This is a genomic window from Domibacillus sp. 8LH, assembly GCF_038806185.1.
GTDB lineage: Bacteria > Bacillota > Bacilli > Bacillales > Domibacillaceae > Domibacillus > Domibacillus indicus_A.
Genome location: NZ_JAVJNG010000003.1, coordinates 277,393 through 303,595, shown reverse-complemented (window position 1 = coordinate 303,595; position 26,203 = coordinate 277,393). Strand labels below are relative to the sequence as shown.

The 26,203-nt window shown below is 44.4% G+C and carries 24 protein-coding genes; all 24 read right to left on the bottom strand.

Going from position 1 to position 26,203, the window contains the following annotated elements:
• Positions 1–86 precede the first annotated feature (86 nt).
• The 24 genes from RG959_RS08005 to fliQ all read right to left on the bottom strand — a co-directional run bounded on the left by RG959_RS08005 (position 87) and on the right by fliQ (position 26,191).
• Positions 87–4,397 carry a PolC-type DNA polymerase III gene (locus RG959_RS08005; RefSeq protein ID WP_342796643.1) on the bottom strand — a complete coding sequence of 1,437 codons (4,311 nt, stop codon included), beginning with the start codon at positions 4,395–4,397 and terminating at the stop codon, positions 87–89.
• Positions 4,398–4,456: 59 nt separating this feature from the next.
• Positions 4,457–6,163 carry a proline--tRNA ligase gene (locus RG959_RS08000; protein WP_342796642.1) on the bottom strand — a complete coding sequence of 569 codons (1,707 nt, stop codon included), beginning with the start codon at positions 6,161–6,163 and terminating at the stop codon, positions 4,457–4,459.
• Between the two features lie 28 nt (positions 6,164–6,191).
• Positions 6,192–7,451, bottom strand: a complete 1,260-nt coding sequence (gene rseP / locus RG959_RS07995) for an RIP metalloprotease RseP (RefSeq protein WP_342796641.1) — start codon at positions 7,449–7,451, stop codon at positions 6,192–6,194.
• 20 nt (positions 7,452–7,471) lie between these two features.
• Complete coding sequence (locus RG959_RS07990; RefSeq protein WP_342796640.1) at positions 7,472–8,617, bottom strand: 1-deoxy-D-xylulose-5-phosphate reductoisomerase; 1,146 nt, start codon at positions 8,615–8,617, stop codon at positions 7,472–7,474.
• Positions 8,618–8,630: 13 nt separating this feature from the next.
• The gene (locus tag RG959_RS07985; protein ID WP_342796639.1) at positions 8,631–9,422 is read right to left on the bottom strand and encodes a phosphatidate cytidylyltransferase; all 792 of its coding nucleotides are present in this window, start codon (positions 9,420–9,422) and stop codon (positions 8,631–8,633) included.
• A 24-nt stretch (positions 9,423–9,446) separates the two neighbouring features.
• Positions 9,447–10,208: an undecaprenyl pyrophosphate synthase gene (locus RG959_RS07980; RefSeq protein WP_251270213.1), complete on the bottom strand. Its 762-nt coding sequence runs from the start codon at positions 10,206–10,208 to the stop codon at positions 9,447–9,449.
• 117 nt (positions 10,209–10,325) lie between these two features.
• On the bottom strand, positions 10,326–10,868 hold the full coding sequence (gene frr / locus RG959_RS07975; RefSeq protein ID WP_483298861.1) for a ribosome recycling factor: 543 nt from the start codon (positions 10,866–10,868) through the stop codon (positions 10,326–10,328).
• Between the two features lie 17 nt (positions 10,869–10,885).
• On the bottom strand, positions 10,886–11,608 hold the full coding sequence (gene pyrH / locus RG959_RS07970) for a UMP kinase (RefSeq protein ID WP_251270214.1): 723 nt from the start codon (positions 11,606–11,608) through the stop codon (positions 10,886–10,888).
• 91 nt (positions 11,609–11,699) lie between these two features.
• Complete coding sequence (gene tsf / locus RG959_RS07965) at positions 11,700–12,581, bottom strand: translation elongation factor Ts (RefSeq protein ID WP_315692508.1); 882 nt, start codon at positions 12,579–12,581, stop codon at positions 11,700–11,702.
• A gap of 104 nt (positions 12,582–12,685) precedes the next feature.
• A complete protein-coding gene (gene rpsB / locus RG959_RS07960; RefSeq protein WP_050181424.1) occupies positions 12,686–13,438 on the bottom strand; it encodes a 30S ribosomal protein S2 in 753 nt (250 codons plus the stop codon).
• 145 nt (positions 13,439–13,583) lie between these two features.
• Positions 13,584–14,060, bottom strand: coding sequence for a DUF6115 domain-containing protein (locus RG959_RS07955; RefSeq protein ID WP_342796637.1), 477 nt, complete (start codon positions 14,058–14,060; stop codon positions 13,584–13,586).
• On the bottom strand, positions 14,057–14,233 hold the full coding sequence (locus tag RG959_RS07950) for a hypothetical protein (protein ID WP_342796636.1): 177 nt from the start codon (positions 14,231–14,233) through the stop codon (positions 14,057–14,059). The genes RG959_RS07955 and RG959_RS07950 overlap by 4 nt, the downstream gene beginning before the upstream one ends.
• Before the next feature lie 153 nt (positions 14,234–14,386).
• Positions 14,387–15,148: a FliA/WhiG family RNA polymerase sigma factor gene (locus RG959_RS07945; protein WP_342796635.1), complete on the bottom strand. Its 762-nt coding sequence runs from the start codon at positions 15,146–15,148 to the stop codon at positions 14,387–14,389.
• Positions 15,149–15,275: 127 nt separating this feature from the next.
• On the bottom strand, positions 15,276–15,776 hold the full coding sequence (locus RG959_RS07940) for a chemotaxis protein CheD (protein ID WP_251270219.1): 501 nt from the start codon (positions 15,774–15,776) through the stop codon (positions 15,276–15,278).
• On the bottom strand, positions 15,766–16,407 hold the full coding sequence (locus RG959_RS07935) for a chemotaxis protein CheC (RefSeq protein ID WP_342796634.1): 642 nt from the start codon (positions 16,405–16,407) through the stop codon (positions 15,766–15,768). Before RG959_RS07935 ends, RG959_RS07940 begins: the two co-directional genes overlap by 11 nt.
• Positions 16,408–16,417: 10 nt before the next feature.
• On the bottom strand, positions 16,418–16,855 hold the full coding sequence (locus RG959_RS07930) for a chemotaxis protein CheW (protein WP_251270221.1): 438 nt from the start codon (positions 16,853–16,855) through the stop codon (positions 16,418–16,420).
• Positions 16,856–16,868: 13 nt separating this feature from the next.
• Positions 16,869–18,908 carry a chemotaxis protein CheW gene (locus RG959_RS07925; protein WP_342796633.1) on the bottom strand — a complete coding sequence of 680 codons (2,040 nt, stop codon included), beginning with the start codon at positions 18,906–18,908 and terminating at the stop codon, positions 16,869–16,871.
• Between the two features lie 6 nt (positions 18,909–18,914).
• A complete protein-coding gene (locus tag RG959_RS07920; RefSeq protein ID WP_342796632.1) occupies positions 18,915–20,006 on the bottom strand; it encodes a protein-glutamate methylesterase/protein-glutamine glutaminase in 1,092 nt (363 codons plus the stop codon).
• Positions 20,003–20,893 carry a MinD/ParA family protein gene (locus tag RG959_RS07915; protein ID WP_342796631.1) on the bottom strand — a complete coding sequence of 297 codons (891 nt, stop codon included), beginning with the start codon at positions 20,891–20,893 and terminating at the stop codon, positions 20,003–20,005. Before RG959_RS07915 ends, RG959_RS07920 begins: the two co-directional genes overlap by 4 nt.
• Positions 20,890–22,005, bottom strand: a complete 1,116-nt coding sequence (gene flhF / locus RG959_RS07910; protein ID WP_342796630.1) for a flagellar biosynthesis GTPase FlhF — start codon at positions 22,003–22,005, stop codon at positions 20,890–20,892. The genes RG959_RS07915 and flhF overlap by 4 nt, the downstream gene beginning before the upstream one ends.
• Complete coding sequence (gene flhA / locus RG959_RS07905; RefSeq protein ID WP_342796629.1) at positions 22,002–24,038, bottom strand: flagellar biosynthesis protein FlhA; 2,037 nt, start codon at positions 24,036–24,038, stop codon at positions 22,002–22,004. The genes flhF and flhA overlap by 4 nt, the downstream gene beginning before the upstream one ends.
• Positions 24,039–24,060: 22 nt before the next feature.
• Complete coding sequence (gene flhB, locus RG959_RS07900) at positions 24,061–25,137, bottom strand: flagellar biosynthesis protein FlhB (RefSeq protein ID WP_342796628.1); 1,077 nt, start codon at positions 25,135–25,137, stop codon at positions 24,061–24,063.
• A gap of 1 nt (position 25,138) precedes the next feature.
• On the bottom strand, positions 25,139–25,915 hold the full coding sequence (gene fliR / locus RG959_RS07895) for a flagellar biosynthetic protein FliR (RefSeq protein ID WP_342796627.1): 777 nt from the start codon (positions 25,913–25,915) through the stop codon (positions 25,139–25,141).
• A 6-nt stretch (positions 25,916–25,921) separates the two neighbouring features.
• The gene (gene fliQ / locus RG959_RS07890; protein ID WP_242234439.1) at positions 25,922–26,191 is read right to left on the bottom strand and encodes a flagellar biosynthesis protein FliQ; all 270 of its coding nucleotides are present in this window, start codon (positions 26,189–26,191) and stop codon (positions 25,922–25,924) included.
• Positions 26,192–26,203 lie beyond the last annotated feature (12 nt).

Below are 26,203 nucleotides of genomic sequence, written 5' to 3'. Positions count from 1 at the left end.
GGGGGCGGCCCACTCTTTCGAAGAGAGTTATCATGCAATTTCCATCTGTAAGGATACCATAAATGCACCCTTTTTGCAAACGCGCCTCAAAACAGTGACAGCTGGTTTTGGTCGGGCAGCGCATCGAGACATCCCATTTTCTCCAAGTATTCCATAATGGTTTTCGAAACCTTACCACGCTGCTGTAAATCCTCTTTGGATAAAAACTCACCGTGTTCACGGGACGCCACAATATTTTTAGCCGCATTTGTCCCAAGACCCGGCAGCGCATTAAACGGCGGAATAAGAGAATTGCCGTCAATGACAAATTCATCTGCGCTTGAACGATATAAATCCACTTTTTTGAACGTAAAGCCTCGCTCTACCATCTCAAGTGCCAGCTCAAGAACCGTCATCAAGTTTTTCTCTTTCGGTGATGCATCCAGCCCTTTTGCGTTAATTTCCTGAAGCAGTGCTTTGATCGCAGAAGAGCCCTTTGACATCACATCGATATCAAAATCTTCCGCACGGACCGTGAAATAAGCAGCATAGTAAAGAAGCGGCAAATGCACTTTAAAGTATGCGATCCGCACGGCCATTAAAACGTAAGCGGCGGCGTGCGCTTTCGGAAACATATATTTGATTTTTTTACATGAATCAATATACCATTCCGGCACTTCATTTTTGCGCATTTCTTCTTCCATTTCTTCTGTCAGCCCTTTTCCTTTACGGACAGATTCCATGATTTTAAAAGCAAAAGCCGGTTCAAGCCCTTGGTAAATCAAATAGACCATAATGTCATCCCGGCAGCCGATTACGTCAGACAGCTGGCAGATGCCTTTTTGAATCAGTTCCTGCGCATTGCCGAGCCATACATCCGTTCCGTGAGACAAACCGGAAATTTGAACGAGCTCTGAGAATGTAGTTGGTTTTGTTTCTTCAAGCATCTGGCGGACGAACCGCGTACCAAATTCCGGAATACCAAGTGTACCGGTTTTACACATAATTTGTTCTTCCGTTACACCGAGGGATTCAGTGCCGCTGAAAATCTTCATTACTTCAGGGTCATCGGTCGGAATCGTTTTTGGATCTATGCCTGATAAATCCTGAAGCATCCGGATTACCGTTGGATCATCGTGGCCGAGAATATCGAGCTTAAGCAGGTTATCGTGGATGGAATGGAAATCAAAATGGGTCGTTTTCCACTCCGATTTATCAGAGTCTGCCGGATACTGAATCGGTGAAAAATCGTATATATCCATGTAATCCGGCACAACGATAATACCGCCTGGATGCTGTCCGGTTGTCCGCTTAACGCCCGTACATCCAGATACAAGACGGTCTACTTCAGCACTCCGGTATTGCTTCGTATATTCTTCAGCATACTTTTTCACATAGCCGTAGGCGGTTTTTTCCGCTACCGTACCAATGGTGCCGGCCCTGAATACATACTCCTCACCAAACAGCTCTTTCGTGTAATTATGCGCACGCGGCTGATACTCACCCGAGAAGTTCAAATCGATATCCGGTACTTTGTCCCCTTTAAATCCAAGGAATGTTTCAAACGGAATATCATGTCCGTCTTTTTTGTAGGGAATGCCGCAGTTTGGACAATCTTTATCCGGCAGGTCAAATCCAGAGCCGACCGATCCGTCATCAAAGAACTCGGATTTTTTGCACGATGAGCATACATAGTGCGGAGGCAGAGGATTTACTTCTGTTATTTCGGTCATCGTGGCAACAAATGACGAACCGACCGATCCGCGTGAGCCAACCAGGTAACCGTCATCAAGCGACTTTTTCACCAGCTTATGCGAAATCAGGTAAATAACCGCAAATCCATGGCCGATGATACTTTTTAATTCTTTTTCAAGCCTCGCTTCTACAATTTCCGGCAGGTCATCCCCATAAATCTTCCGTGCCATACCATAACTCATTTCCCGCATTTCTTCGTCAGCGCCTTCGATTTTCGGCGTATACAGATCGTCTTTAATCGGTTTGACTTCTTCGATCATATCAGCGATCTTATTCGTGTTGGTTACAACGATCTCATGCGCTTTTTCTTTCCCCAAAAATGAAAAAGCGTCAAGCATATCATCCGTTGTCCGGAAGTGAACGTCCGGCAGCGTCTGGCGATTTAATGGATTGGCTCCGCCCATAGATGAAATTAAAATGTGGCGGTACACTTTGTCTTCTTCATTTAAATAATGAACATTGCCGGTTGCGGCAACTAATTTGTTTTGTTCTTCTCCAATGGTGACGATGTTTCGAATAATATCTTCAAGACCTGCTTCATCACGTACAAGCTCCATTTCAATCAGCGGCGCATTCACGGCTTTCGGCTGCACTTCTAAATAATCATAAAACTCAGCAGCCTGTCGTGCTTCGTCCATCCCTTTTTGCATCATCGCTTCAAATACTTCCCCTTTGTTGCAGCCGGATCCAATCAGCAAGCCGCCGCGGTGCTTTTGCAAAACAGAACGCGGGATGCGCGGCACACGGTAAAAGTAATTGATATGCGAGAGGGACACAAGCTTAAATAAGTTTTTCAGCCCTTCTGCATTTTGGGCAAGAATCGTACAGTGGTAAGGGCGTGCACGTTTATAGGCCCCGCCTTCCCCCATAAAGTTATTGAACTCGTTATGTTTCTTAATCCCTTTTTCATCTGCATCTTTTAACAATTTAAGCAGGATGTATCCCGTCGCTTCCGCATCATAAATCGCACGGTGATGCTGGGTTAATTCTACATCGAATTTTTTCGCCAGTGTGTTCAGCCGGTGATTTTTCATATCCGGGTACAGTAAACGTGCCAGCTCCAGTGTGTCAATCACTGGATTTGAGGTCCGGCCGATACCATACTTTTTGTAGCCTGTTTGAATAAAGCCCATATCAAACGACGCATTATGCGCAACCAAGATGGCATCCCCGCTCCACTCTTTGAAATCACGGAGCACTTCGTCTATCTCGGGAGCGTCTTGTACCATGTCATCGGTAATCCCGGTCAGTTCAATGGTCGTTGCAGACAGCGGATGATGCGGGTTGGCAAATCGTTCAAACCGGTCGATAATTTCACCGTCTTTTATTTTGACTGCTGCCAGTTCAATAATCGTATCGTATACTGCTGAAAGACCCGTCGTTTCAACGTCAAAAACCACATACGTGTCTGTAGCAAGCTCCCGGTCGGCATCTTCGTATGCGATCGGCACACCGTCATTAACGAGATTGGCTTCCATTCCATATAAAATTTTTACGCCATGTTTTTTTCCGGCACTGTATGCTTCCGGGAACGACTGAGCCACTGCATGATCGGTAATAGCGATAGCCGGATGCCCCCATTTTTTTGCCTGCCCGACTAATGTGCTGATAGACGTTATAGCATCCATCTGGCTCATCGGTGAATGAAGATGAAGTTCCACCCGTTTTTCCTCTGCTGTATCTTCCCGCATCGGGGAACGAATTTCATTTACATCATTGGCGATCATCACGAGGTCACGGACAAAGGTGTCATTTTGAACAGACCCCCGCACACGTACCCACATGCCTTTTTTAATACGGTTAAACATCGCAGCGTCTTCTTTGTCACGTGAAAACATTTTGACCATTAAGGAGTCCGTGTAGTCGGTAATCTTAAAAGTGAGCAGCGTACGGCCGCTGCGCAGCTCTTTCGTTTCTGCGTCAAAGATATACCCTTCTGAAGCAATCCGGCGCTCTTCATCAACAATTTCTTCAAGCTTTTTAAAGTCTGCATCCGGCTTGATCATATAACCAATCGTTACAGGGCCGGATTCTTCCGGAGCCTCATCCTGCTCTTTTGCCCGGTTTTGCATATCGATGACTGCCTGACGTGCCCGTTCCGCATCTTCTTTGCGCTTTTCTTCTAAAAACTTTTCATATTCTTCGTTTCGTTCGTTTTGGGAAACCTGTATGTCAAATGTCAGCGGCGGAAATCCAAGACTTTCATACACTTCGGACAAGCGGCGTCCATATTTGTTTTTCAGCGCCATGCCTTCCATTTCATTTTGGGTGCGGATCACAAGCTTGGTCCCCGATACCTCCGGTTTTTGCCCGTTTAATGCCGCTAAAAGCGGAGGCGCCATGCCTTCAAGCTGGCGGACGCAATACGGCCAATACTCGATAATATACTCAGGTGTACATGTACGATCCTGCACTTCCATTGAAAAAGTAACCGAGGCAAATGTGGCAAATGTGGCAGACAGCGCATCGGCAAACCGCATGAGAACATTACACGGAATCAGCGCTGGGGCCGCAAATACAAAATGCCACTTTTTTTCTTGTTTTAATACGGTTAATTTTTTGATTTCGGTTCCTTCAAAGTGGCGGACCACTGCATCTTCTGTTAGCCGAAGCTGGTCCAGCAGGATTAAAAAGCGGCTCCGTCCACTTGATGCTTCCTTCATTTTTATTTCCCCCTTACACAGAAAAGGATGAGCGGCACGAGCCGGTCATCCTTTTTCTTTTAAAGTGCAGCCTGCAAGCTGCGTACCGCTTGCACGATTTCTTCAACAGACGTTTCTACTACTTCGCCTGTCTGGCGTACTTTTATTTCAACAATGCCTTCAGCAGCTTTTTTCCCTGCTGTTACACGAACAGGCACACCAATTAAATCACTATCGGTAAACTTAACCCCTGCACGTTCAGCACGATCATCGAGCAGCACATCCATACCTGCATTCCGAAGAGCCGTGTAGATTTCGTTTGCTGCATCTGTCTGCGCCGAGTCTTTCACATTGACAGGAATCACATGAACATCAAATGGCGTAAGATTTAGCGGCCATACAAAGCCGTTTTCATCATTGTACTGTTCCGCCATTGCTGCAAGAACACGGGAAACGCCGATACCGTAGCAGCCCATAATCATCGGCTGTGTCCGGCCGTTTTCATCCAGATACACAGCGTTCATTGCTTCACTGTAACGCGTGCCCAGCTTGAAGATGTGGCCAACTTCGATTCCTTTTGCAAACTGAATCGTTCCTTCTCCATCTGGAGACGGATCACCTTCTAAAATAAAGCGAAGATCTGCAAATTCTGTTACATGGAAATCACGATCTGCATTGGCATTCACATAATGAAAGCCATTTTCGTTCGCCCCGCACACAATGTTTACCATCGGTTGAACGGCGTTATCAGCCAGTATTTTTACATCAGCCGGAAGGCCAACCGGGCCAAGCGAACCGAACGAAGCACCAAATAATTTTACGGCCTCTTCTTCATCCGCCATTTCGACCGTTTTGGCATTTAAAGCATTTTTCAATTTAATATCGTTGATTTCATGATCTCCGCGTGCAAGAACAACGACCATTTCATCGTCAACGTTAAAAAGAAGCGTTTTAATGCACTGCTCAGCTGAAACATCCAAAAACGCACTGACTGTCTCAATCGTTTTTGAATCAGGTGTTTCTACTTTCTCAAGCGGTTTTTGTTCCTCATCACTTTTTTCATATACGACTGCAACCGGCGCCATCTCTACATTTGCTGCATAATCAGATGTGTCTGAATACGCAATTGTATCTTCACCGATATCAGACAACACCATAAACTCATGTGTGTCTTTTCCGCCCATTGCACCTGAGTCGGCAATAACTGCCCGGAAATTCAATCCGCAGCGGCGGAAGATATTCGAATATGCTTCAAATAAACGATCATATACTTCGTCCAGGCTCTCTTGTGAAGCATGGAAGGAGTATGCATCTTTCATAATAAATTCGCGGCCGCGAAGCAGGCCAAACCGTGGTCGTTTTTCATCACGGAACTTTGTTTGAATTTGGTACAAAGTCAGCGGCAGGCGCTTGTATGATTTTATTTCATCCCGGATAAGAGATGTAATCACTTCCTCATGGGTTGCGCCGAGTGCGAAGTCGCGTGAATGACGATCTTTTAAACGCATGAGTTCCGGACCATAAGTCTGCCAGCGTCCTGACTCCTCCCAAAGCTCTGCCTGCTGCAGGGCCGGCATTAGAAGTTCAACTGCCCCTGCGGCATCCATTTCTTCACGGACAATCGCTTCTACTTTGCGGAGCATTTTTTGGCCAAGCGGCAGATAGCTGTAAACCCCGCTTGCATTTTGCCGGATAAAACCGGCGCGAAGAAGCAGCTGATGGCTTTTTACGTCCGCATCAGCCGGTACTTCCCGCATCGTTGGAATTAACGTTTTGCTTTGTTTCATTCAATCGCACCTCGACTAAAATAATAATTTACTGTAAAAAGAATCTTTCAATATCATTCCATGTAACTACAATCATCAAAAGCATAAGCAGCGCAAAGCCGACAAAATGCACCATACCCTCCATGCGGCGGTCTACCGGCTTTCCACGTATCGCTTCATACAAGAAAAACAGCAGGCGTCCGCCGTCTAAAGCTGGAAGCGGCAGGAGATTCATAATCCCGAGATTTATGCTCAGTACACCCGCCCATTTTGCCAGGTTTAAAATGCCGGACTGAGCGACTGTATCGGTGGAAACATAAATGCCAACAGGCCCTGACAGCATATCAAGCGAAAACTGCCCCGTTACAATCGTGCCAAGCATATTGATGATCATCTTCGTCCAAACGTACACTTCTTTGGCCCCATACGTGAACGAGCCAAGTACAGAGTGCTCAAAAGGACTATACACGCCGATACGGCCGAATGTTTCGCCTTCTGCCGTTTCTTTATCCGGCGTAACAGGTATCGTTAATTGTTCCCCATTACGATCGATGGCAAAAGTTAACTCTTTTCCTGGGTTGTCCTGAATAACCGTAACGATTTCTTTCCAGGATCCCATGTTTTCTCCATTAATGGAGATCACACGGTCTCCTTCTTTTAGGCCGGCTTCAACTGCTGCCCCATTGTTAATCACTTCACCAAGCTTTGGCTCGTCCGTTGGAATTCCCTGAATCATGGCTAGTACTACGAAAATAATGAACGCGAGAATGAAGTTAAACAAAGGACCGGCAAAAATAGCCATAGCACGCTGCGGAAGCGTTTTTGAATTAAATTGGCGGTCATACGGCGCAATTTGCGTGCTTAACTGGTCTTCGGTCATTAAAGCTTCACGGTGTACCGGATAAGTGCGCAGTTCTTCTTCGCCTTCTTCATATCCACTGATCGTTAAGCCATGCTCAAGATCCGCTTTTTCAACTTCAATCGTGCGAGCATCTTTAAAGCGATCCCGGCCATTTACAATTAAATTAACCGCCTCGCCTTTTTCATTAAAAACAACGCCAATTCTCTGGCCGGCTTTCAGTTCTGTCGTTTCTGGGTCTTCACCCGCCATGCGTACATAGCCTCCGAGCGGAAGCAGGCGGATCGTATAAACGGTTTCTCCTTTTTTATGCGCAAATATTTTCGGACCGAATCCGATCGCAAATTCACGGCATAGAATACCGGCCCGCTTAGCAAAGAGAAAGTGGCCTAATTCATGGAAAAAAACAAGCGATCCAAAGATAACGATAAACGCTATAACGGTATTCAAACGTTTCTAACCACCTTTTTTTATGATAAAAGTGAGCGTACTGCCGCCCTGGCTTCAGCATCTGCCTCCAGCACTGCCCCAAGTTCTGGTGATTGAACAGGTGTATGTCCCTCCATCGTTCGCTCCACCATTTCATCAATTTGCAAAAATGATATTTTCCGATCGAGAAAAGCAGCTACCGCTTCTTCATTTGCCGCATTCATCACGGCAGGCATCGTTCCGCCTGTGCGTCCCGCTGTGTAAGCAAGATAAAGCATACGGTATCGGTCAAAATCCATCTCTTGAAAATGAAGACGGCCAATCTCGGCTAAATTCAGCTGATCCGTATCAGGAAGAGGCAGCCGGTCCGGCCAAGTGAGTGCATACTGGATCGGCACACGCATATCAGGTGAACCAAGCTGTGCCATCACCGACCGGTCATGAAACTCGACCATCGAGTGGATGATGCTTTCACGGTGCAAAATAACATCAATTTGTTCATAAGGCAGGCCAAACAGCCAGTGCGCTTCAATTACTTCAAGCCCCTTATTCATCATTGTAGCAGAATCGACTGTTATTTTCGCGCCCATAGACCAGTTTGGATGATTTAATGTTTCTTCTACGGTTACTTTTTCGAGCTCTTCCCTTTTTCTATCACGGAAGCTTCCGCCTGAAGCTGTTAAAATGAGCCGGCTGATATTTTTTTCCTGTTCACCCTGCAGGCTTTGAAAAATGGCTGAATGCTCACTGTCAACTGGAAGTAAATGAACGCCCGCCTGCTTTGCGGCCCCTGTTACAATATGTCCAGCTGTAACAAGCGTTTCTTTATTGGCAATGGCGATGTTTTTTTTCGCCTTTATCGCTTTAAGCGTCGGCTCCAGGCCGACACTGCCAATCACCGCGTTTACAAGTGTGTCTGCTTCCGGAATCACTGCCGTTGCTTCAAGCCCTTCCTTTCCATACAATACGCGTACGGACGGAAACTTCGCCTGCAGGCGTTCCGCTGTATTTTTTTCGATAACAGAGACGAGCGCTGGCTCAAATTCTCGAATGATGTTTTCAGCAGCTTCCTCGTTTTTCCCTGCAGAAAAAGCCGCCAGCCGGAAAGAATCTGGATGCTTCCGTATAATATCAAGAGTCTGCACACCAATGGATCCGGTTGCCCCTAATAAACTTATCGTTTTCACTACATTCATCTCCCTACAATAGTTGAAGCATGTGCAACAGCGGAAACACGAACAGCCAGCTGTCTGTGCGGTCTAAAATCCCACCATGGCCTGGCAGCAGATTACCTGAATCTTTTACACCATAATGCCGCTTCAGAGCGGATTCTGCCAAATCGCCTACCTGGCCTGCTACAGACAGAATCGCTGCCGATACGAGTACCCACAGAGCCGGCGCCTGGAAATCAAGAAACAGCAGAAAAACTGCCGCAACGACTACGGCAGAGCCAATTCCCCCGTAAAAGCCGGCCACTGTTTTATTCGGGCTGATATCCGGCCAAAGCTTGCGTTTTCCAAATGAGCGGCCAATAAAATATGCGCCCGAGTCAGATGCCCACGTAATAAACAGGGCAAAAAAGACATACAAAACGCCGCCGGCTTCTCTCGTTTCAATAAAATAATAGAAACCAAAGCCGATATAAAGTGTCAGCAATATACAATAAGCAGCATCTTCAAACGTAAATTGGTTTTTCGTCATGACCGTTACAACAAGAAACAGCAAAACGAATAAGCCAAGATATTCAAACTTCTCCATGCCAAGGAATTGCCAGTCCGCCCTGTCGCTCTGCGGAACCAGCATAATAAAGACGAGCAAAATCGACAACAGGCCCGGTATGGAGAAAATCGAAATCTGTTTCATTTTTAATGCTTCTATTACAGCCACCGCACTCATTACGTAAACAAGAATAAGAAAGGGCAGCCCCCCAATCAGTACGATTGGCAAAAATGCTGCTGCCGCTATTATTCCTGTTATCATTCGTTGTTTCATGATTGTTAATCCCCCATCATTCCATTACGACAACCCGCCAAACCGCCTTGATCTTTTTTGATATGAAGCTACTGCCTCAAGTAGATGTTTTTCTGAAAAATCAGGCCATAAAACGTCCGTAAAGAAAAATTCCGTATAAGCCAGCTGCCATAACATAAAGTTGCTTAGTCGATGCTCTCCGCTTGTTCGAATGAGGAGGTCGGGCTCTGGCAAATGGCTGGTCATTAAATAGCGGGAAACAGTAGCATCTGTTATATCCTGCTCCGATAATGTTCCCGACTGAACATCTGTTATCATAGAACGCATAGCTTGAACAAGCTCTGTTCGACTGCCATAATTCAATGCAAAATTAAGAATAAGTCCATTGTTTTCGGCTGTTTGGTTTATTGCATTTTGCACAGCATTTCTTGTGTGTGCAGGAAGCTGCTCGATATCACCTATCATTTCTACACGTACGTTTTCTTCCATTAGTTCAGGCAAAAATGTAGAGAGAAACTCCTGTGGAAGCTTCATTAAAAAATCAACTTCAAGCTTAGGCCGCTTCCAGTTTTCTGTCGAGAACGCATAAAGCGTCAGCACTTTAACACCAAGCTTATTTGCAGCCCTTGTGATTTCCCGAACCGTTTTCATTCCCTCATTATGACCGGCAATACGGGGCAGCGCTCTTTTTTTTGCCCAGCGGCCGTTCCCATCCATAATAATGGCAATATGCGCAGGAATCCCTTCTTCGGAAATCACAGGCTCTCCTGCGTTTTTTGATTGCCAAAACCACTGTTTATGTGCCATACAAAATCCCCCATATCGCTTCTTCCAACCTATTTTACCATAGATGCTGTTTTCGTAGTAATTGGAGCGATAAAATCCAAAAAAAGAAACCCTCCTGCCAGCAAGAGGGTTTTTTCTTTACACTTCCATGATCTCTTGTTCTTTTTCCTTGGCAATTTCATCCACTTTGCGGATATAATTGTCCGTTTGTTTTTGAACATCTTCTGTGTAGCCGCGAAGGTCATCCTCAGTTAGATCACCATTTTTTTCGCCCTTTTTCAAATCATCGTTCGCGTCACGACGAATATTGCGAATCGCTACTTTTGCCTCTTCCGCTTCTTTTTTAACAAGCTTGGCCAATTCTTTGCGGCGCTCTTCTGTTAAAGCAGGAAAATTCAATCGAATCACAGAACCATCATTCGATGGTGTCAAACCAAGGTCTGACTTTAAAATTGCTTTTTCAATATCACCCATAGATGATTTATCATATGGTGTAATGACTAACAGGCGGGCTTCTGGAATGTTAATAGAAGCAAGCTGGTTAATTGGTGTTGGCGCGCCGTAATAATCAATTGTAATACGGTCAAGCACGTTCGCGCTTGCGCGTCCAGCACGAATGGAAGCAAGCTCGCGATTAAATGCGGAGATCGCTTTATCCATTCTTTCTTTTGATTGATTCATTACTTCTTGAGACACGTTTATTTCCCCCTCACGATTGTTCCGATATTATCACCAAGTACAACGCGTTTGATGTTTCCTTTTTCCGTAACCGAGAAAACAACAAGCGGAATATCATTGTCCATGCATAGGGAAGAAGCAGTGGAATCCATAACCGCAAGTCCTTCCTTAATCACATCCAGGTAAGACAACTCTGAGTATTTAACCGCATCTTTGTCTACTTTTGGATCGGCGCTGTACACGCCATCCACGTTGTTTTTCGCCATTAAAATAACTTCCGCTTCAATTTCAGCAGCACGCAGTGCAGCAGTTGTATCGGTTGAGAAGTAAGGATTTCCAGTACCCGCAGCAAAAATAACAACACGACCTTTTTCCAAATGACGAATCGCACGACGGCGAATGTACGGCTCAGCAATCTGGCGCATTTCAATGGATGTCTGTACGCGTGTTTCAATTCCGAGCTGTTCCAGGCTATCCTGCAGCGCCATTGAATTCATCACGGTTGCAAGCATCCCCATATAATCCGCTGTTGCGCGATCCATACCCATTTCGCTGCCAATCTTGCCGCGCCAAATGTTGCCGCCGCCTACCACAACTGCCACTTCCACATCCAATTCGCTTACTTCTTTTACCTGTTCTGCAACAGATTGAATAACAGCAGGGTTAATCCCAAATCCTGCTTCACCTGCTAATGCTTCACCACTTAATTTTAATACAACACGTTTATACTTTGGCTGGCTCATGTAGACCTCCATCTGTAATGTACATGAAATCCCTCACCAAGAGCGGCAAGGGATTCCATTTATTCCTTTCCGACCGGCGGATGCGGAATCATTATTTTTTAACTTGGCTCATAACTTCTTCTGCAAAGTTATCTTGACGCTTTTCTAAGCCTTCGCCCACTTCGTAACGAACGAACTCAGTTAAAGTTGCTCCTTTAGACTCAAGGAACTGGCGTACTTTTTGATCTGGATCTTTAACAAAGCTTTGATCCAAAATGCAGATTTCTTCAAAGAATTTGCCAAGACGGCCTTCAACCATTTTTGCAACAATGTTTTCTGGTTTACCTTCGTTAAGCGCTTGTTCTGTTAATACTTTACGCTCACGATCTACTTCTTCTTCAGAAACTTGGTCGCGTGAAACATATTTTGGATTTAGTGCAGCTGCATGCATCGCTACATCTTTGGCTGCTGAAGCATCTGTAGTGCCTTCAACAATAGCTAATACGCCGATACGGCCGCCCATGTGCAGGTACTCACCAAATGCAGCGTTTTCGCCTTTTGTACGGATTTCAAAGCGGCGAAGTGTAAGTTTTTCACCGATTTTCGAGATTGCTTCGCTGATGTACGTATCAACTGTTTTACCGTTTTCCATTGTTTGTGCAAGAGCTTCTTCAACAGAAGCTGGCTTGTTCGCTAATAGGTGAGCTGCGATTTCTTTTACAAGCACTTGGAAGTTTTCGTTTTTCGCAACGAAATCTGTTTCTGCATTTACTTCCAAGAGAACAGCTGTGTCGCCTTCACTTGTAATAAATGTTGTACCTTCAGCTGCAATACGGTCTGATTTTTTCGCTGCTTTTGCAATTCCTTTTTCACGAAGAAAATCGATTGCTTGATCTAAATCACCGTTTGTTTCAACAAGTGCTTTTTTGCAGTCCATCATGCCTGCGCCTGTTTTTTCACGAAGTTCTTTTACCATTTGTGCAGTAATAGCCATTTTGGTTCCTCCTTTAAATATGTAGAACCGCTATGCGGTTTTATTGTTTCTTTCTTTAAAAAAAGGTGATAAGGGTATCCCTCTTATCACCTTTATCTGTTTCATTACTCAGCTGCTGCTTCTGCTGTTTCAGCTTCTTGCACTTCTTCTTGAACTTCTTCTTCAGCGATTTCTTCGCCTTGTTTCGCTTCAAGAACAGCGTCAGCCATTTTACCTGTTAGAAGTTTAACCGCACGGATCGCATCATCGTTCGCTGGGATTACATAATCGATTTCATCCGGATCGCAGTTTGTATCAACGATACCTACGATAGGAATGTTCAATTTACGTGCTTCCGCAACCGCGATACGCTCTTTGCGTGGATCGATAATGAATAGGGCATCAGGAAGACCTTTCATATCACGAATACCGCCAAGGAATTTAACAAGACGCTCATGCTCTTTTTTAAGCTGAACAACTTCTTTCTTTGGAAGCACTTCGAATGTACCGTCTTCTTGCATTTTTTCAATGTTTTTCAAACGTTGTACACGCTTTTGGATTGTTGAGAAGTTAGTAAGTGTACCACCCAACCAGCGTTGGTTTACATAGTACATACCTGAACGTTCTGCTTCTTCTTTCACAGAATCTTGCGCTTGTTTTTTTGTACCAACAAACAAGATTTTACCGCCGTCACCGGCAACTTCTCTTACAAATTTGTACGCTTCTTCCACTTTGCGAACGGTTTTTTGAAGATCGATGATGTAGATCCCGTTACGCTCTTGGAAAATGTACTTTTTCATTTTTGGGTTCCAACGGCGAGTTTGGTGACCGAAGTGAACGCCTGCTTCAAGCAATTGCTTCATAGAAATTACTGACATGTTTTGTTTCCTCCTGTTTGGTTTGATTTCCTCCGTCTTTCTCACACTCACACAGCTTCCGTCTGAGACGGCACCGGCTGATGAATCAAAAGACGTGTGTATTAACACCGTTAGTTACTATAACACATTCGATATGGGGCTGCAACTACTTTCCTTCAGTTTTGTTAAATTTAAGGGCAAGCTGCACTTCCGTTACCCCAATATGAAGCGTTTTTGCGATTTCTTCCTCTGTCATTCCCTGCTCTTTCATATCCGCTATTTTTTTCGACTGCGGCACTTCCTTTTCTGTATTCCTTTCTACTTGGACTGTTTTCATCCCCGTATAGGCTTTTGCCGCAGCTTTTCGAGACGTGAGCGGAGGCAGTGGCTTTTCCCTGGGCTCCGGGTCTTTAGCATTTGGTTTTTTTGCCGGAGGAACACTTCCCAATTTCGCAATAAGCTGCTCATTTTCTTCTTTTATTTCTATTAGGAAGGCCGTCATCATTTCTTCCATATCCTTTGCGGCCTGCTTTGCTTTTTTCTCCGAGTCGCTGATTTTGTTCTGCCGCTGGAAAAGGATAATCAGGGCAAATAAGCTCATCGCATGAATTAAAAAAGAAATGGTGATTAAAAATATTGTCATACGTCCCTCTTACCCGCTAAAGTCGATCTGCTTCCCTTTATAAGGATGAGCATATTCCATCTTCTGCGGATTTCTTTTTTCTTTTTCTGTTTGTTTTGCTGCTCTTCGCCACCCTGCCCGCCTGTTTTGTTGCTTTGATGATTCCCAGCTGCCACCGTCCCTTTCCACTTCATTTCTTTGACGGCTTTATGCTGTATATGCTACTGGGCAGCAAAAAAGGTCTGCTGATGGTCTTGAGCCGGCTTTGCTCCTTCAAATGTACGTGGAAGCGCCACCTGCATTTCAATTGATTTAAAATCCATTTACCAGCCCCGCTGCATCCATATTTAATGCTTTAAGAGCTGCTGCTTCAACTTAAAAAGAGCTTTTGAATGGATTTGTGAGATACGTGAAGTGGATAAGTTTAATACCTCGCCAATTTCCGTAAGCGTCAATTCTTCTTTATAAAAGAGATCAATCACCAGCTGCTCTTTATCTGTTAACTTTTTGATTTGCGCGGACAGCTCCTGAATCTGCTCCTGCTTGACCATTTCCTCCTCAGGTGTTTTGGTGCGCGGGTCTTTCAGCACAAACCCTCCTGCTTCCGGCTGATCAGGATCCTGCGCCTGTTCATCCATAGACAGCACATGAGAAAAAAAATGTTCCGCCATTGTATCTTGAATGTCGGCCACAGACATGCCCAGTTCGTCGGCTACCTCTTCAGGTGTAGCAGCACGTAAATATTTCTGTTCAAGCATCGAAGAAGCTGCTTCAATTTTTTTGGATTTTTCTCTCGTTGCCCGCGGCAGCCAGTCCTCTTTTCTGAGACCGTCTAAAATGGCGCCACGGATCCGAAAAGAAGCATAGGTGTCAAACTTTAAATCTCGTGATGGCTCAAACTTCAGCAGAGCATCGTAAAGCCCTGTCATTCCATAGCTCGCTATTTCTTCCCTGCTTACTGTTTTTGGGAGAGCTGCTCCTATACGCCGACAATGAAATGTGACAAGCGGCATATAACGAGCTACCAGTGCATCTCCAGCATCGGGATGCTGTTCCTGCTTCCATCTTTCCCATAGTTTTTGCTCATCTTCAGGCATTTTTTGTGCCATTGAACCTCTCCTTCCGGCGTACGACTACAACACGCTGCAAGTCTTTCTTTTATTCTAATGAAAAGTATTTCTTTTGCCAACAATATACACTAAAAAGCAGCGGCCATCAGTCCGCTGCTCACTCGAATTAAATCTTTTGTTCTCCCTTATTAACCGTCCGAATATGCAAAAGAAACGTCATTGGATCGAATTCAATCGTTCTGCCGCTGCTGCCGCCGGTATCTTCTGAAAGAATAGGAATATGGGCTTTTTGCAGCTGTTCTTTTACAGCAGCTACATTCCGGGGGCCAATTTTCATTAAATCAGAACCTGATTTAAATTGAAACATCTGGGCGCCTCCCGCTATTTTCGCCTTCAGGCGGCCTGGACGGACCCCCTGTTTTGCAAGCTCCGCAATCAGCGCTTGAATACCCGTATCGGCAAATTTGGCTTTATTTTTAATATCAGCTTTTGCAAGATTGGAATCCGGAAGCATCACATGAACCATTCCCGCTATGTGTGACACTTCATCGTAAAGAACAACCCCGACACAGGAGCCGAGCCCTGAAGTTCGAATCATATTCGGCGGCTTGACAATATTCATGTCTGCGATACCGACTTTGATGATTTCACCTATTTTATTTATCATAGTCTGCACCAAGCGCTTTAAACAAAATAGGAAAAGAATCCGGTGACAGAAGAAGAAAGAAATGGCCTTTGACCGTTTCAACGTCTCCCTCATCCGTTTCTGTTAAAATCGTATCAATGACAATGGTATAATCGCTGTATTGAGAGATCTCAAGCAGCCCATAGCTAATGATTGCACCAAACATATCCACCGCCAGTTCTGGTACGGAAGGCTGCAGCTTGAGCTGTGTAAAATCTCCCAAAGCAGACAAGTATGAACCAGATAAAATATTGCCCATTTCCTGCATGGCAGAAAAGCCGATCGTATGCGTATCATGTTCGCGGAATGTAAAGGATTCGTCACCCATTAATTTTTGAATAAAACGATCGGCTTCTTCAACAGCCAGCATAAAAAACATATTGCCGCCTGCTTCCCCTTCAATTCGCAGGCTGACACTGACTACTTCTTTTTCAGAGCCGCCGGTTAGCTCCATCATCTCTGCAAAAGGAACAATCCGGACGTTCGGGACCTTCATATCAATTTTCCGGTTTAATAAAGTGGAAAGGGACGTCGCCGCATGACCTGCTCCTATATTACCTGCTTCTTTTAAAATATCAAGGTGAATGGGTTGAATTCTATCAATATAATTCATAGCAGCAGCCTTAGTTGAAAATCTTTTGCAGGCTCAGCATAATAAGCAGCCTTTTTTCAAGTTTTGCTACACCTGTTATATACTCATCTCCAAGTGAGCCTACCACTTCGGGCTGAGGCTCAATGGCATCTACCGGAATATCAAGTACGTCGTTGGCACCGTCTACAACCAGTCCCACCTCAATATCATCGAAAGAAGCAATAATAATACGGGTTGATTCATCATATTGTTTATCCGACAAACCGAAACGGCTGCGGAGGTCAATAATCGGCGTTACAACCCCTCTTAAATTAATAACCCCTTTCACAAAAGGAACTGTTCCCGGGACACGTGTAATATGCATTAACTTCTCAATAGAATAAACCTGGTGAACGGGAAGTGCATATTCTTTATCTACCAGCTGAAAAGCTATCACTTTTACTGTTTCAGATGCAAGTGTTTCACTCATTTGATGCACCTCCTTATTTAATCAGCGCATTGCAATCTACAATCAGCGCTACTTGTCCGTCTCCGAGTATAGTCGCGCCGGAGATCGCAAAAACATTTGATAAATAGTTTCCGAGTGATTTAAGCACTACTTCCTGCTGTCCGATAAATGAATCTACCACTAATCCAGCCATCTTTTCGCCTTTGCGGACGAGGACAACAGAGTAAAAACGGTCGTCATCTTCTTCATGCGGCACAGAGAAAATATCCTCTAAAAACAAAAGAGGTACTACCTTTCCACGAAAATCAATGACCTGCTGGTTATGCGCATTCATAATATCTTCTTTTTTGACAATCGCCGTTTCGATAATAGAAGACAAAGGAATGGCATATTTTTCTTTTTCCACTTCGACGAGCATAACAGAAATAATCGATAGTGTCAGCGGCAGCTGAATGGAGAAGATGGAGCCTGCTCCTTCTTGAGAATCGATCGTAATGGAGCCGCCCAGCGATTCAATGGTTGTTTTCACAACATCCAATCCTACGCCGCGTCCCGATAAATCAGAAATCACTTCAGCTGTTGAGAAACCAGATGCCATAATGAGCTCAAAAATCTGGCGGTCTGTCATTCCTAGTGCCTGCTCTTCTGTTACGATTCCTTTATCAAGCGCTTTTTGAAGAACGCGGTCTTTATTGATCCCGGCCCCGTCATCTTCAATTTCAATAAATACATGGTTGCCGCTATGGTACGCTTTCAGCTTAATCGTTCCTTCAGCCGGCTTGCCTTTTGAAAGACGGACTTCCGGCATCTCGATTCCGTGATCTCCCGCATTCCGAATTAAATGAACGAGCGGATCGCCAATTTCATCGATCACCGTACGGTCAAGTTCTGTTTCCGCACCGATAATTTCCAAGTTGATTTGTTTTCCTAAATCCCGTGATAATTGACGGACCAGCTTTGGAAAACGGTTGAACACTGTTTCTACCGGAACCATGCGCATGTTTAAGATAATATTTTGCAAGTCGCCTGAAATACGTGACATGCGTTCTACAGTTTCATTCAGCTCGGTATGATTTAACTCTGCCGAAATAGATTCAAGCCGTCCCCGGTCAATCACAAGCTCTTCAAATAAGTTCATTAAAATATCAAGGCGCTCAATGTTTACCCGAATGGTTTTATTAGAGGCAGCCTGCTTCGGCGATTTGGCTTCGCTCTTTTCTGTCTCTGCCGGCTGTTTCTTAGCTGTTTCCTGTGCAGCACTGTCCAGTTTTGGCTGAGGCGCTGCAGGCGGAGGGGAAGCAGGCCTCATTTCCGGCTCGGTTACAGAAGTAATTTCTGTTACCTGCACCTGCTCTACTTCAGACACTTTCTTTATTTTTTCTCCAATATCGCCTGCCGGTTCTTTTGTAATAAGCGTGACCGTAAAGGTTTCATCAAATTTTTCTTCTTCCAGCTGCTCAGAGGAAGGAGAGCTTTTGATCACTTCTCCGCATTTCTCAAGCACCTCAAACACCATAAATACACGTGCGGCTTTTAACACACAATCCGGTCGAAGTGAAACGGCGATCTCCAAACAAGTGAATCCCTGCTCTTTTGATTGATTAATCACTGTCCATTCAAACTCGTCATATGAAAGGGCGGCTGTGGGCTGGGAAGCCGTGGGAGCCTCGGGAGCTTCAACCGCTGCTGCTGTTTCTCCCTGTTCAATAATCAGAAGTTTTTCTACAATAGCTGAAACGTCCCTTTTGCCGTCTCCTCCTGCTGCAATATCTTCTACCATTGCTTCAAGGTCATCTACAGAAGAAAAAACCGTATCCATTATTTCCAAGGATACAGATATTTGATGGTTACGAATCGCGTCAAGGACGTTCTCCAATTTGTGGGTTAAATTGGCCAAATCTTCATATCCCATCGTTGCAGACATCCCTTTTAACGTATGGGCGGAGCGGAAAATTTCATTTACAATCGCGATATTTTCCGGATCTTTCTCTAATTCAAGCAAATGCTCGCTCATCGCTTGAAGGTGTTCTTTACTTTCATCAATAAAAATTTCCAAATACTGATTTGTATCCATACGTGTTCACCTCTTATTGTATACGTGCTTAACAATGGCTGAAGCAATCTCGTCGACCGGCACTACATCATCAACAAGGTGTGTTGCAATGGCCGCTTTTGGCATCCCATATACCACACATGTTTCTTTCGCTTCCGCAATAGCTTTCACAGTTCCGGTTTCTTTTAATGTAATAAGCCCTTCCGCTCCGTCCGACCCCATTCCAGTCATAATGACTGCTGTTTTTTCAAGGTCGTGTATAGCGGCGGCAGAACGGAATGTCGCATTGGCTGCAGGACGGTGTCCGCCTTCCGGAGGCAATTCATCTAATGCAATAACGGTGGATGTCCCTGTTTTTTTTAAGCGCAGATGCTTTCCACCCGGTGCGATATACACTGTGCCATTTTGCAGAATTTCACCATCTTCGCCTTCTTTCACCCGAATTTCGGACAGTGAATCAAGCCTATCTGACAAAGACTTTGTAAAACCAGGCGGCATGTGCTGAACAATCACGACCGGAGCCGGAAGCGAGGCTGGAAGTTTAGTCACTACATGCTGCAAAGCGCGCGGCCCTCCAGTAGAAGTCGCAATCAGAACCAGTTTATTCATTTTTTTGCTGCGAATTTGGGGACGCACAGCGTTTGTCTCTGTATATTCGCTCTCAGCCGGAGGAGAAATAACAGCAGTTTTTTTAAATATAGCGGGCTTCATGCTGATATTTGCTTTTGATGCACCCAGTACTTTTTCAATCAAGACATCTTTAATTTTGTGAAGATCAAGCGAGATCGTTCCTGATGGTTTTGCAATAAAATCAACTGCGCCAAGCTCAATCGCTTTCAGTGTTGTTTCCGTTCCTTCTTTTGTTAAGCTAGACAACATCACCACTGGACACGGCTGCTTTTCCATAATGGCTTTTAAAGCCTCCAGCCCATCCATTTCCGGCATTTCAACATCAAGAGTGATCACATCTGGTTTAAGCTCCAGTGCTTTTTTTACACCATCTCGTCCATTTCGGCCAAAAGCTATCACTTCAAGCTGAGGATGTGCAGATAAAAACTCGGAAATCAACTTTCTCATAAAAGCGGAGTCATCCACTACGAGAACTTTTTTTGCGTTCATTCGTACCCTCCTCTTTCTGTAAAGAAGCGGCGCAGCTTACTTATAAAACGGGAACCTTCCTTGAAGGTTTCCTTTGGCTCCTCTGCGTATTGATGCACAATTTGCTCAAAAGAAAACGAGATTTTTGCTTTTGGAAAGGAGAGAAGAAATGGCTGTCCCATTTTCACTGCTTTTCTCACTGCGGAATCCTCCGGAATGGCTCCAAGAAAAACGGGCTTTACATTTAAAAACCGATGCATCGTACTGCCCAAACGCCCAGCAGTTTCCTGGCCTTCTTTTTTTGATTCCACGCGGTTACAAATTAAATAAAAGATTTTTTGCGGATCGCGCATGTGAATAAATTTCATCATAGAGTACGCATCCGTCATAGCAGTTGGTTCAGGTGTCGTAACTGTCAATACCTCATCAACCGCTTGGAGAATATTTAAGCTTTCTTTTGTAGCTCCTGCTCCCATGTCGAAAAGGAGAAAGTCAAATTCTGCTATCAGTGACTGAAGTCCTAAAATCCATTTTTCTTGATAAGCTTCTTTCCATTCGAACAGGGACGAAAAAGCAGAACCCCCGTGAATGTAGGAAAGCCCCTCAGGTCCAGCTTGAATAAGCTGAGTAAGCGGAAAGTCCCTTTCAAAAAAATCAACAATCGATAATGAGGGGTTCCCGTTAATTAAATGATAAATATTACCCATGCCAATGTCCATATCAAACAGCAAAACTTTTTTATTTATTTTTGCAAGCCCGACCGCTAAATTAACAGAAATGTTTGTTTTTCCAACACCGCCCTTGCCGCTGACAATGGCCAGCGCTCGAGCTGCTTTTTGATTATAAGGCCCTGACTGGACTGATTTTTGCATCATTTTTTGACGAAGCAGTTCCGCTTGGTCTTTCATGCTTTCCAGTCCTCGAAAATGTAATTTACTAATTGTTCTGTCGAAAGTTCGATCAAGTCATCTGGTACATTTTGACCATTGGAAACGAAAGCAGTATGCCGTTTATACGTATGCATTAAATTAAGGAGAGCCCCTTTTGTTTTTGTTTCATCAACCTTTGTGAAAATAAATCCATCTATTCGTAAAGATGAGAAATTTTGAATAATAGCATGTAAATCTTCTTCTTTCGCTGTTGCACTTAATACGAGGAAATAAGCAGATTCTTCGGGACGCTGCATGATCAAAGGCCGAAGATCCGCCACATACTGGCCATCGAGATAGTTGCGTCCTGCTGTATCAATAAAAACAGCGTCAGCCGAGCTCAATTCCTGCATACACTGGTTCATGTCTTCCCTTGAATAAGCTACTTTCATTGGTGCATTCAAAAGCCCGGAATATGTTTTCAGCTGCTCGATGGCCGCAATCCGGTATGTATCTGTTGTAATAAAAGCTACTTTTCGATTGAAATCAAGCACCTGCTTTGAAGCAAGCTTTGCAATGGTTGTGGTTTTGCCCACTCCCGTCGGACCGAGTAAATAAGAAAACTTTACTCCGGCTTTGTTTGATAAGCCGGAATCCGGCAGACAGCTTTTTAAATAAAGAAGTGTCCACTCCCTTATTTGCCGGGCTGTGGCTGCTTCTTTTTCGGTATGCCATTTTTCGAATAAATAGGAAGCCGTTTGGTCAATCCATTCTTTCGCTATTCCATGCCGGCTTAATTGATCAATGGCCGGCTGCAGCATATCCGGATACAAAGCAGAAGAAGCCGTTGATTTTTGAAGGTCCCGAATCATTTTTTTCATATCGTTCATTTCATTTTTTAATTCTTCGGGAACTATTGAAGCTGGCTTTTCCTGCAAAGCCGGCCGCTTTACTTCAGACTGTGCAGGCACAGCAGCGGCTGCAGGATCGACTGCTGCCACCACCTCAATGTTTTTTTTCTTAAATAAGCCGAAAATTCCACCCGAGTAAACCGTTCTCGACTGCAAAATAACGGCCTGGGCTCCCAATTCTGCTCTGACTTTTTTCATCACTTCCGGCATAGAAGGTGCAAGATATTTTTTTACTTTCATTCGATGGTCACCACCCCTGTACTTTGCACTTCCACACTTGGTTCAAGCTCATTATAAGACAGCACCGGTATTTGTGGAAAATAACGCTCTAAAAGCTGCCGTACATACATCCGAATAGCAGGAGAACAAAGAATAACAGGCGATTGCTGCATAAAAGACGCTTGTTCAACCTGCTGAGCCGTCGCTTCTAAAATACGCTGCGAATCATTTGGATCGATAGATAGATAGTTTCCATGTTCGGTTTGCTGCACACCATCTGCAATCAGCTTTTCAATTCTTCCTGACAGCGTGATAACGTTCAATGACCCGCTCTCATCTGCAAACTGCATGGTAATTTGGCGGGCAAGCGCCTGCCTTACATACTCTGTCAGCAAATCGGTGTCTGAAGTCATTTTTCCATAGTCAGCCAGGGTTTCAAAGATGATCGGCAGATTACGGATAGATAAGTTTTCTTTTAACAGCTTTGACAGCACTTTTTGTACTTCTCCAACAGAAAGTGGATTTGGTGTTACTTCATCTACTAAAATCGGATATGTTTCTTTTAAATGGTCGATTAACTGCTGCGTTTCCTGGCGCCCTAAAAGTTCGTTTGCATACTTTTTAATCGTTTCCGTTAAATGAGTGGACACAACACTTGGCGGATCAACAACGGTATAGCCGAAAATTTCTGCCTGCTCCTTTGCATCTTCCGTAATCCATTTTGCCGGCAGGCCGAATGATGGCTCGATCGTGTCAATGCCTTCTACTAAATCATCTTCTTCACCAGGGCTCATTGCCAGATAATGATCCAGCAGCAGTTCCCCGCCTGCCACTTCACTGCCTTTGATTTTCATACGGTATTCATTTGGCTGAAGCTGAATATTATCCCGGATGCGGACAACCGGAATAACCAGGCCGAGCTCAAGTGCCAGCTGGCGCCTGATCATTACGATACGATCAAGCAAATCTCCGCCTTGATTTGTATCGGCGAGCGGAATTAAGCCATACCCAAATTCAAATTCAATCGGGTCTACGGTTAAAAGGTTCACCACAGATTCTGGACTTTTTAACTCTTCCATTTCTGTTTCTTCTTCAGACGGCACCGGATCCTCCAGATCTGGTTTCGGTACTCGGTTCATCATATAGCCGCCGTATGCAAGACCGGCTGCAATAGGAATGGTTAACATATCCGTAATAGGCGTAGCGATGCCTAACAGAAAAATCGTTCCTGCTGCGATATACAGCATAGAAGGATAACGTAAAAGCTGTGCGGTAATTTCTTCTCCTAGATTTCCTTTAGAAGCTGCACGGGTCACAACAATACCCGTTGCGGTTGTAATAAGCAGTGCCGGCACTTGTGAAACGATTCCATCCCCAACCGTTAAAAGAGAATAACGGGCAGCCGATTCAGCAAAAGATAGATCCTGCTGCATCACACCAATGACCATGCCGACAATTAAGTTAATGATAACCATAATAATACCGGCAATCGCATCTCCTTTAACAAACTTTGTTGCCCCATCCATCGCACCGTAAAAATCGGCTTCACGGCTGACTTTTTCCCGGCGCTCGCGTGCCTGGGCTTCAGAAATCATCCCAGCATTCAAATCCGCATCAATACTCATCTGTTTTCCCGGCATGGCATCAAGTGTAAACCGGGCTGCCACTTCTGATACACGCTCGGCTCCTTTTGTAATGACAACAAACTGGATGATAACCAGAATAACGAAAATAACCATCCCTACTACAACATTACCGCCAACTACGAATGTCCCGAATGTCTCGACAACGCCCCCAGCTTCGCCGTGACTCAATATGGAACGCGTTGTCGACACATTCAGGCCAAGCCGGAATAACGTCAACAATAAAAGGAGCGACGGAAACACAGAAAACTCCAGCGCTTCTTTCATGTTCATGGAGATGAGCAAAACGAGAAGCGCAAGAGAGATATTCATGATGATGAGCACACTTAACAGCCATGTTGGCAATGGAATGATCAGCATGGCAACGATTAAGATCACGCTTAGTAAAACCGAGAGGTCTCTTGCTTTCATTTTTTTCTCTCCCAACGAAAAATTACAATTTATTTTTTATTCGATATACGTATGCTAGAATTTCAGCAATGGCTTTAAAGAATTCTTCCGGTACTGAATCGCCTATTTCCGTTTGATCATGAAGAGCCCGTGCAAGCGGCCGGTTTTCAACCATCATGACATCATTTTCTTTAGCCACAAATTTGATTTTTTGCGCTAGATAATCTGTGCCTTTGGCCACTACATACGGCGCATCCCTTTTGGATTCATCATACTTTAGCGCAATGGCGTAGTGAGTCGGGTTAGTGATCACGACGTCTGCATTCGGCACTTCCTGCATCATTCGGCGCATAGCCATTTCTCTTTGCGTCTGTCGGATTTTTGATTTAATGAGCGGGTCACCTTCTGAGTTTTTATGCTCATCTTTAATATCCTGCTTGGACATACGCAGACTTTTTTCGAAATCATACTTTTGGTAAAAGTAATCCAAAACCCCTAAAACAAGTAATGCGGCGGCGGCGGCTAAACCCATTTGTACGGTAATGGAACCGACAAACGGAAGCGTATCTTGAATAGGCTTTAGGGCCAGCTTCAACACTTCATCCATATTTGACCACAAAATAACAAAAGCGGCTGTACCGACAAAACCAATTTTCAAGATTGATTTTAACAACTCTACAATCGCCCGCATCGAAAAAATTCGTTTAAATCCTTTGATCGGATCCAGCTTGTCAAGCTTTGGTTTAATAGGCTCGCCTGTAACCAGCCATCCTACCTGGGCATAATTGGCGACGACTCCCGCCGCCACTGCCGCTGCCATAAATGGACCGACAATCATTAAACCTTGTTCCATTATTTCAAATACAATCGTTTTTAAGTTTGCTTCCGTGACTTCCATCATCATGTAAGTTTGAAGCGAATGTTCAAACATATAAAAAATATTCCTGCCCATTGAAGCAGCAAACAGCGATAAAAAACCGAACAGAACGAGCAGGCTGACCGCTGTATTTAAGTCCTGACTTTTTGTAACCTGGCCTTTTTTACGGGAATCCTGCTTTTTTTTCGGCGTGGCTTTTTCTGTTTTTTCACCTGCAAAAAACTGCAAATCTAATTTAAGCACATTATCCGCCTCCAAAAATCGTCATTAAATCCCGCATAGTGAGAAGCATCATTTGAAACAACTGACGAACAAGCGTAAAAATCACACCCATTACAATAAACATAACCGCAAAGGCCACCCCAATTTTCAATGGAAAGCCCACTACGAAGATGTTTAGCTGCGGCACGGTTCGTGCTACCACACCAAGCATCACATCCGTTAAAAATAAAACGGCTACTACAGGCATTGACATTTGAAAAGCGATCACAAATACACTGGTGAACGTTCTCGCCATATAATGAGCCGTTTCCTGACTGCCAAATGGAAAAGTGAGCTCGTTGATCGGGATCAGCTGGTAGCTGTAGAAAATGCCATCTAAAATAAGGTGATGCCCATTTAAGGCAAGCAGCATCAATAACGAAAACATGTATAAATATTGGCCCATCAGCGGGCTTTGAACCCCCGTCTGCGGGTCAATAACATTTGCAATCGCAAAACCCATTTGAAAATCAATAAAGCCGCCGGCAATTTGAATAGCCGATAAAACGATAAATCCGGCCATGCCAATTAAAAGACCCACCATGGCTTCTTTTAAAATAAGCAAAATATATTCCCCATTGATTTCAATGGGTGCGGCATCGATCGTGTAATACATCGTCCAGGCAAGCACTAACGAAAAAGCAGCCCGGTGCTGGGCGGGAATGGTCCGATATGAAAACAACGGCATGGTCACAAAAAAAGCCGATACACGGACAAGGACAAGCAAAAAAAGAGATGGATCTGGCATTAATTCTGTCATACTTGTTTAACCAACAAATCTCGTTAAATTAGTAAAAATATCCGATGTATAGGTGATCATCCGCTCCAGCATCCATGGGCCAAAAAAAATCAGGCCAATTAAAACACCCGCAATTTTTGGCACGAACGCAAGCGTCTGCTCCTGAATTTGCGTTGTTGCCTGAAAAATACTCACAATCAAACCGATCCCAAGTGCCAGAAGCAAAAGCGGCGCGCACACAATTAAAGTTGTATATACCCCTTTTTCAGCCAGGGAAAGAACCATTTCTGTATTCATGTTGTCACCTTC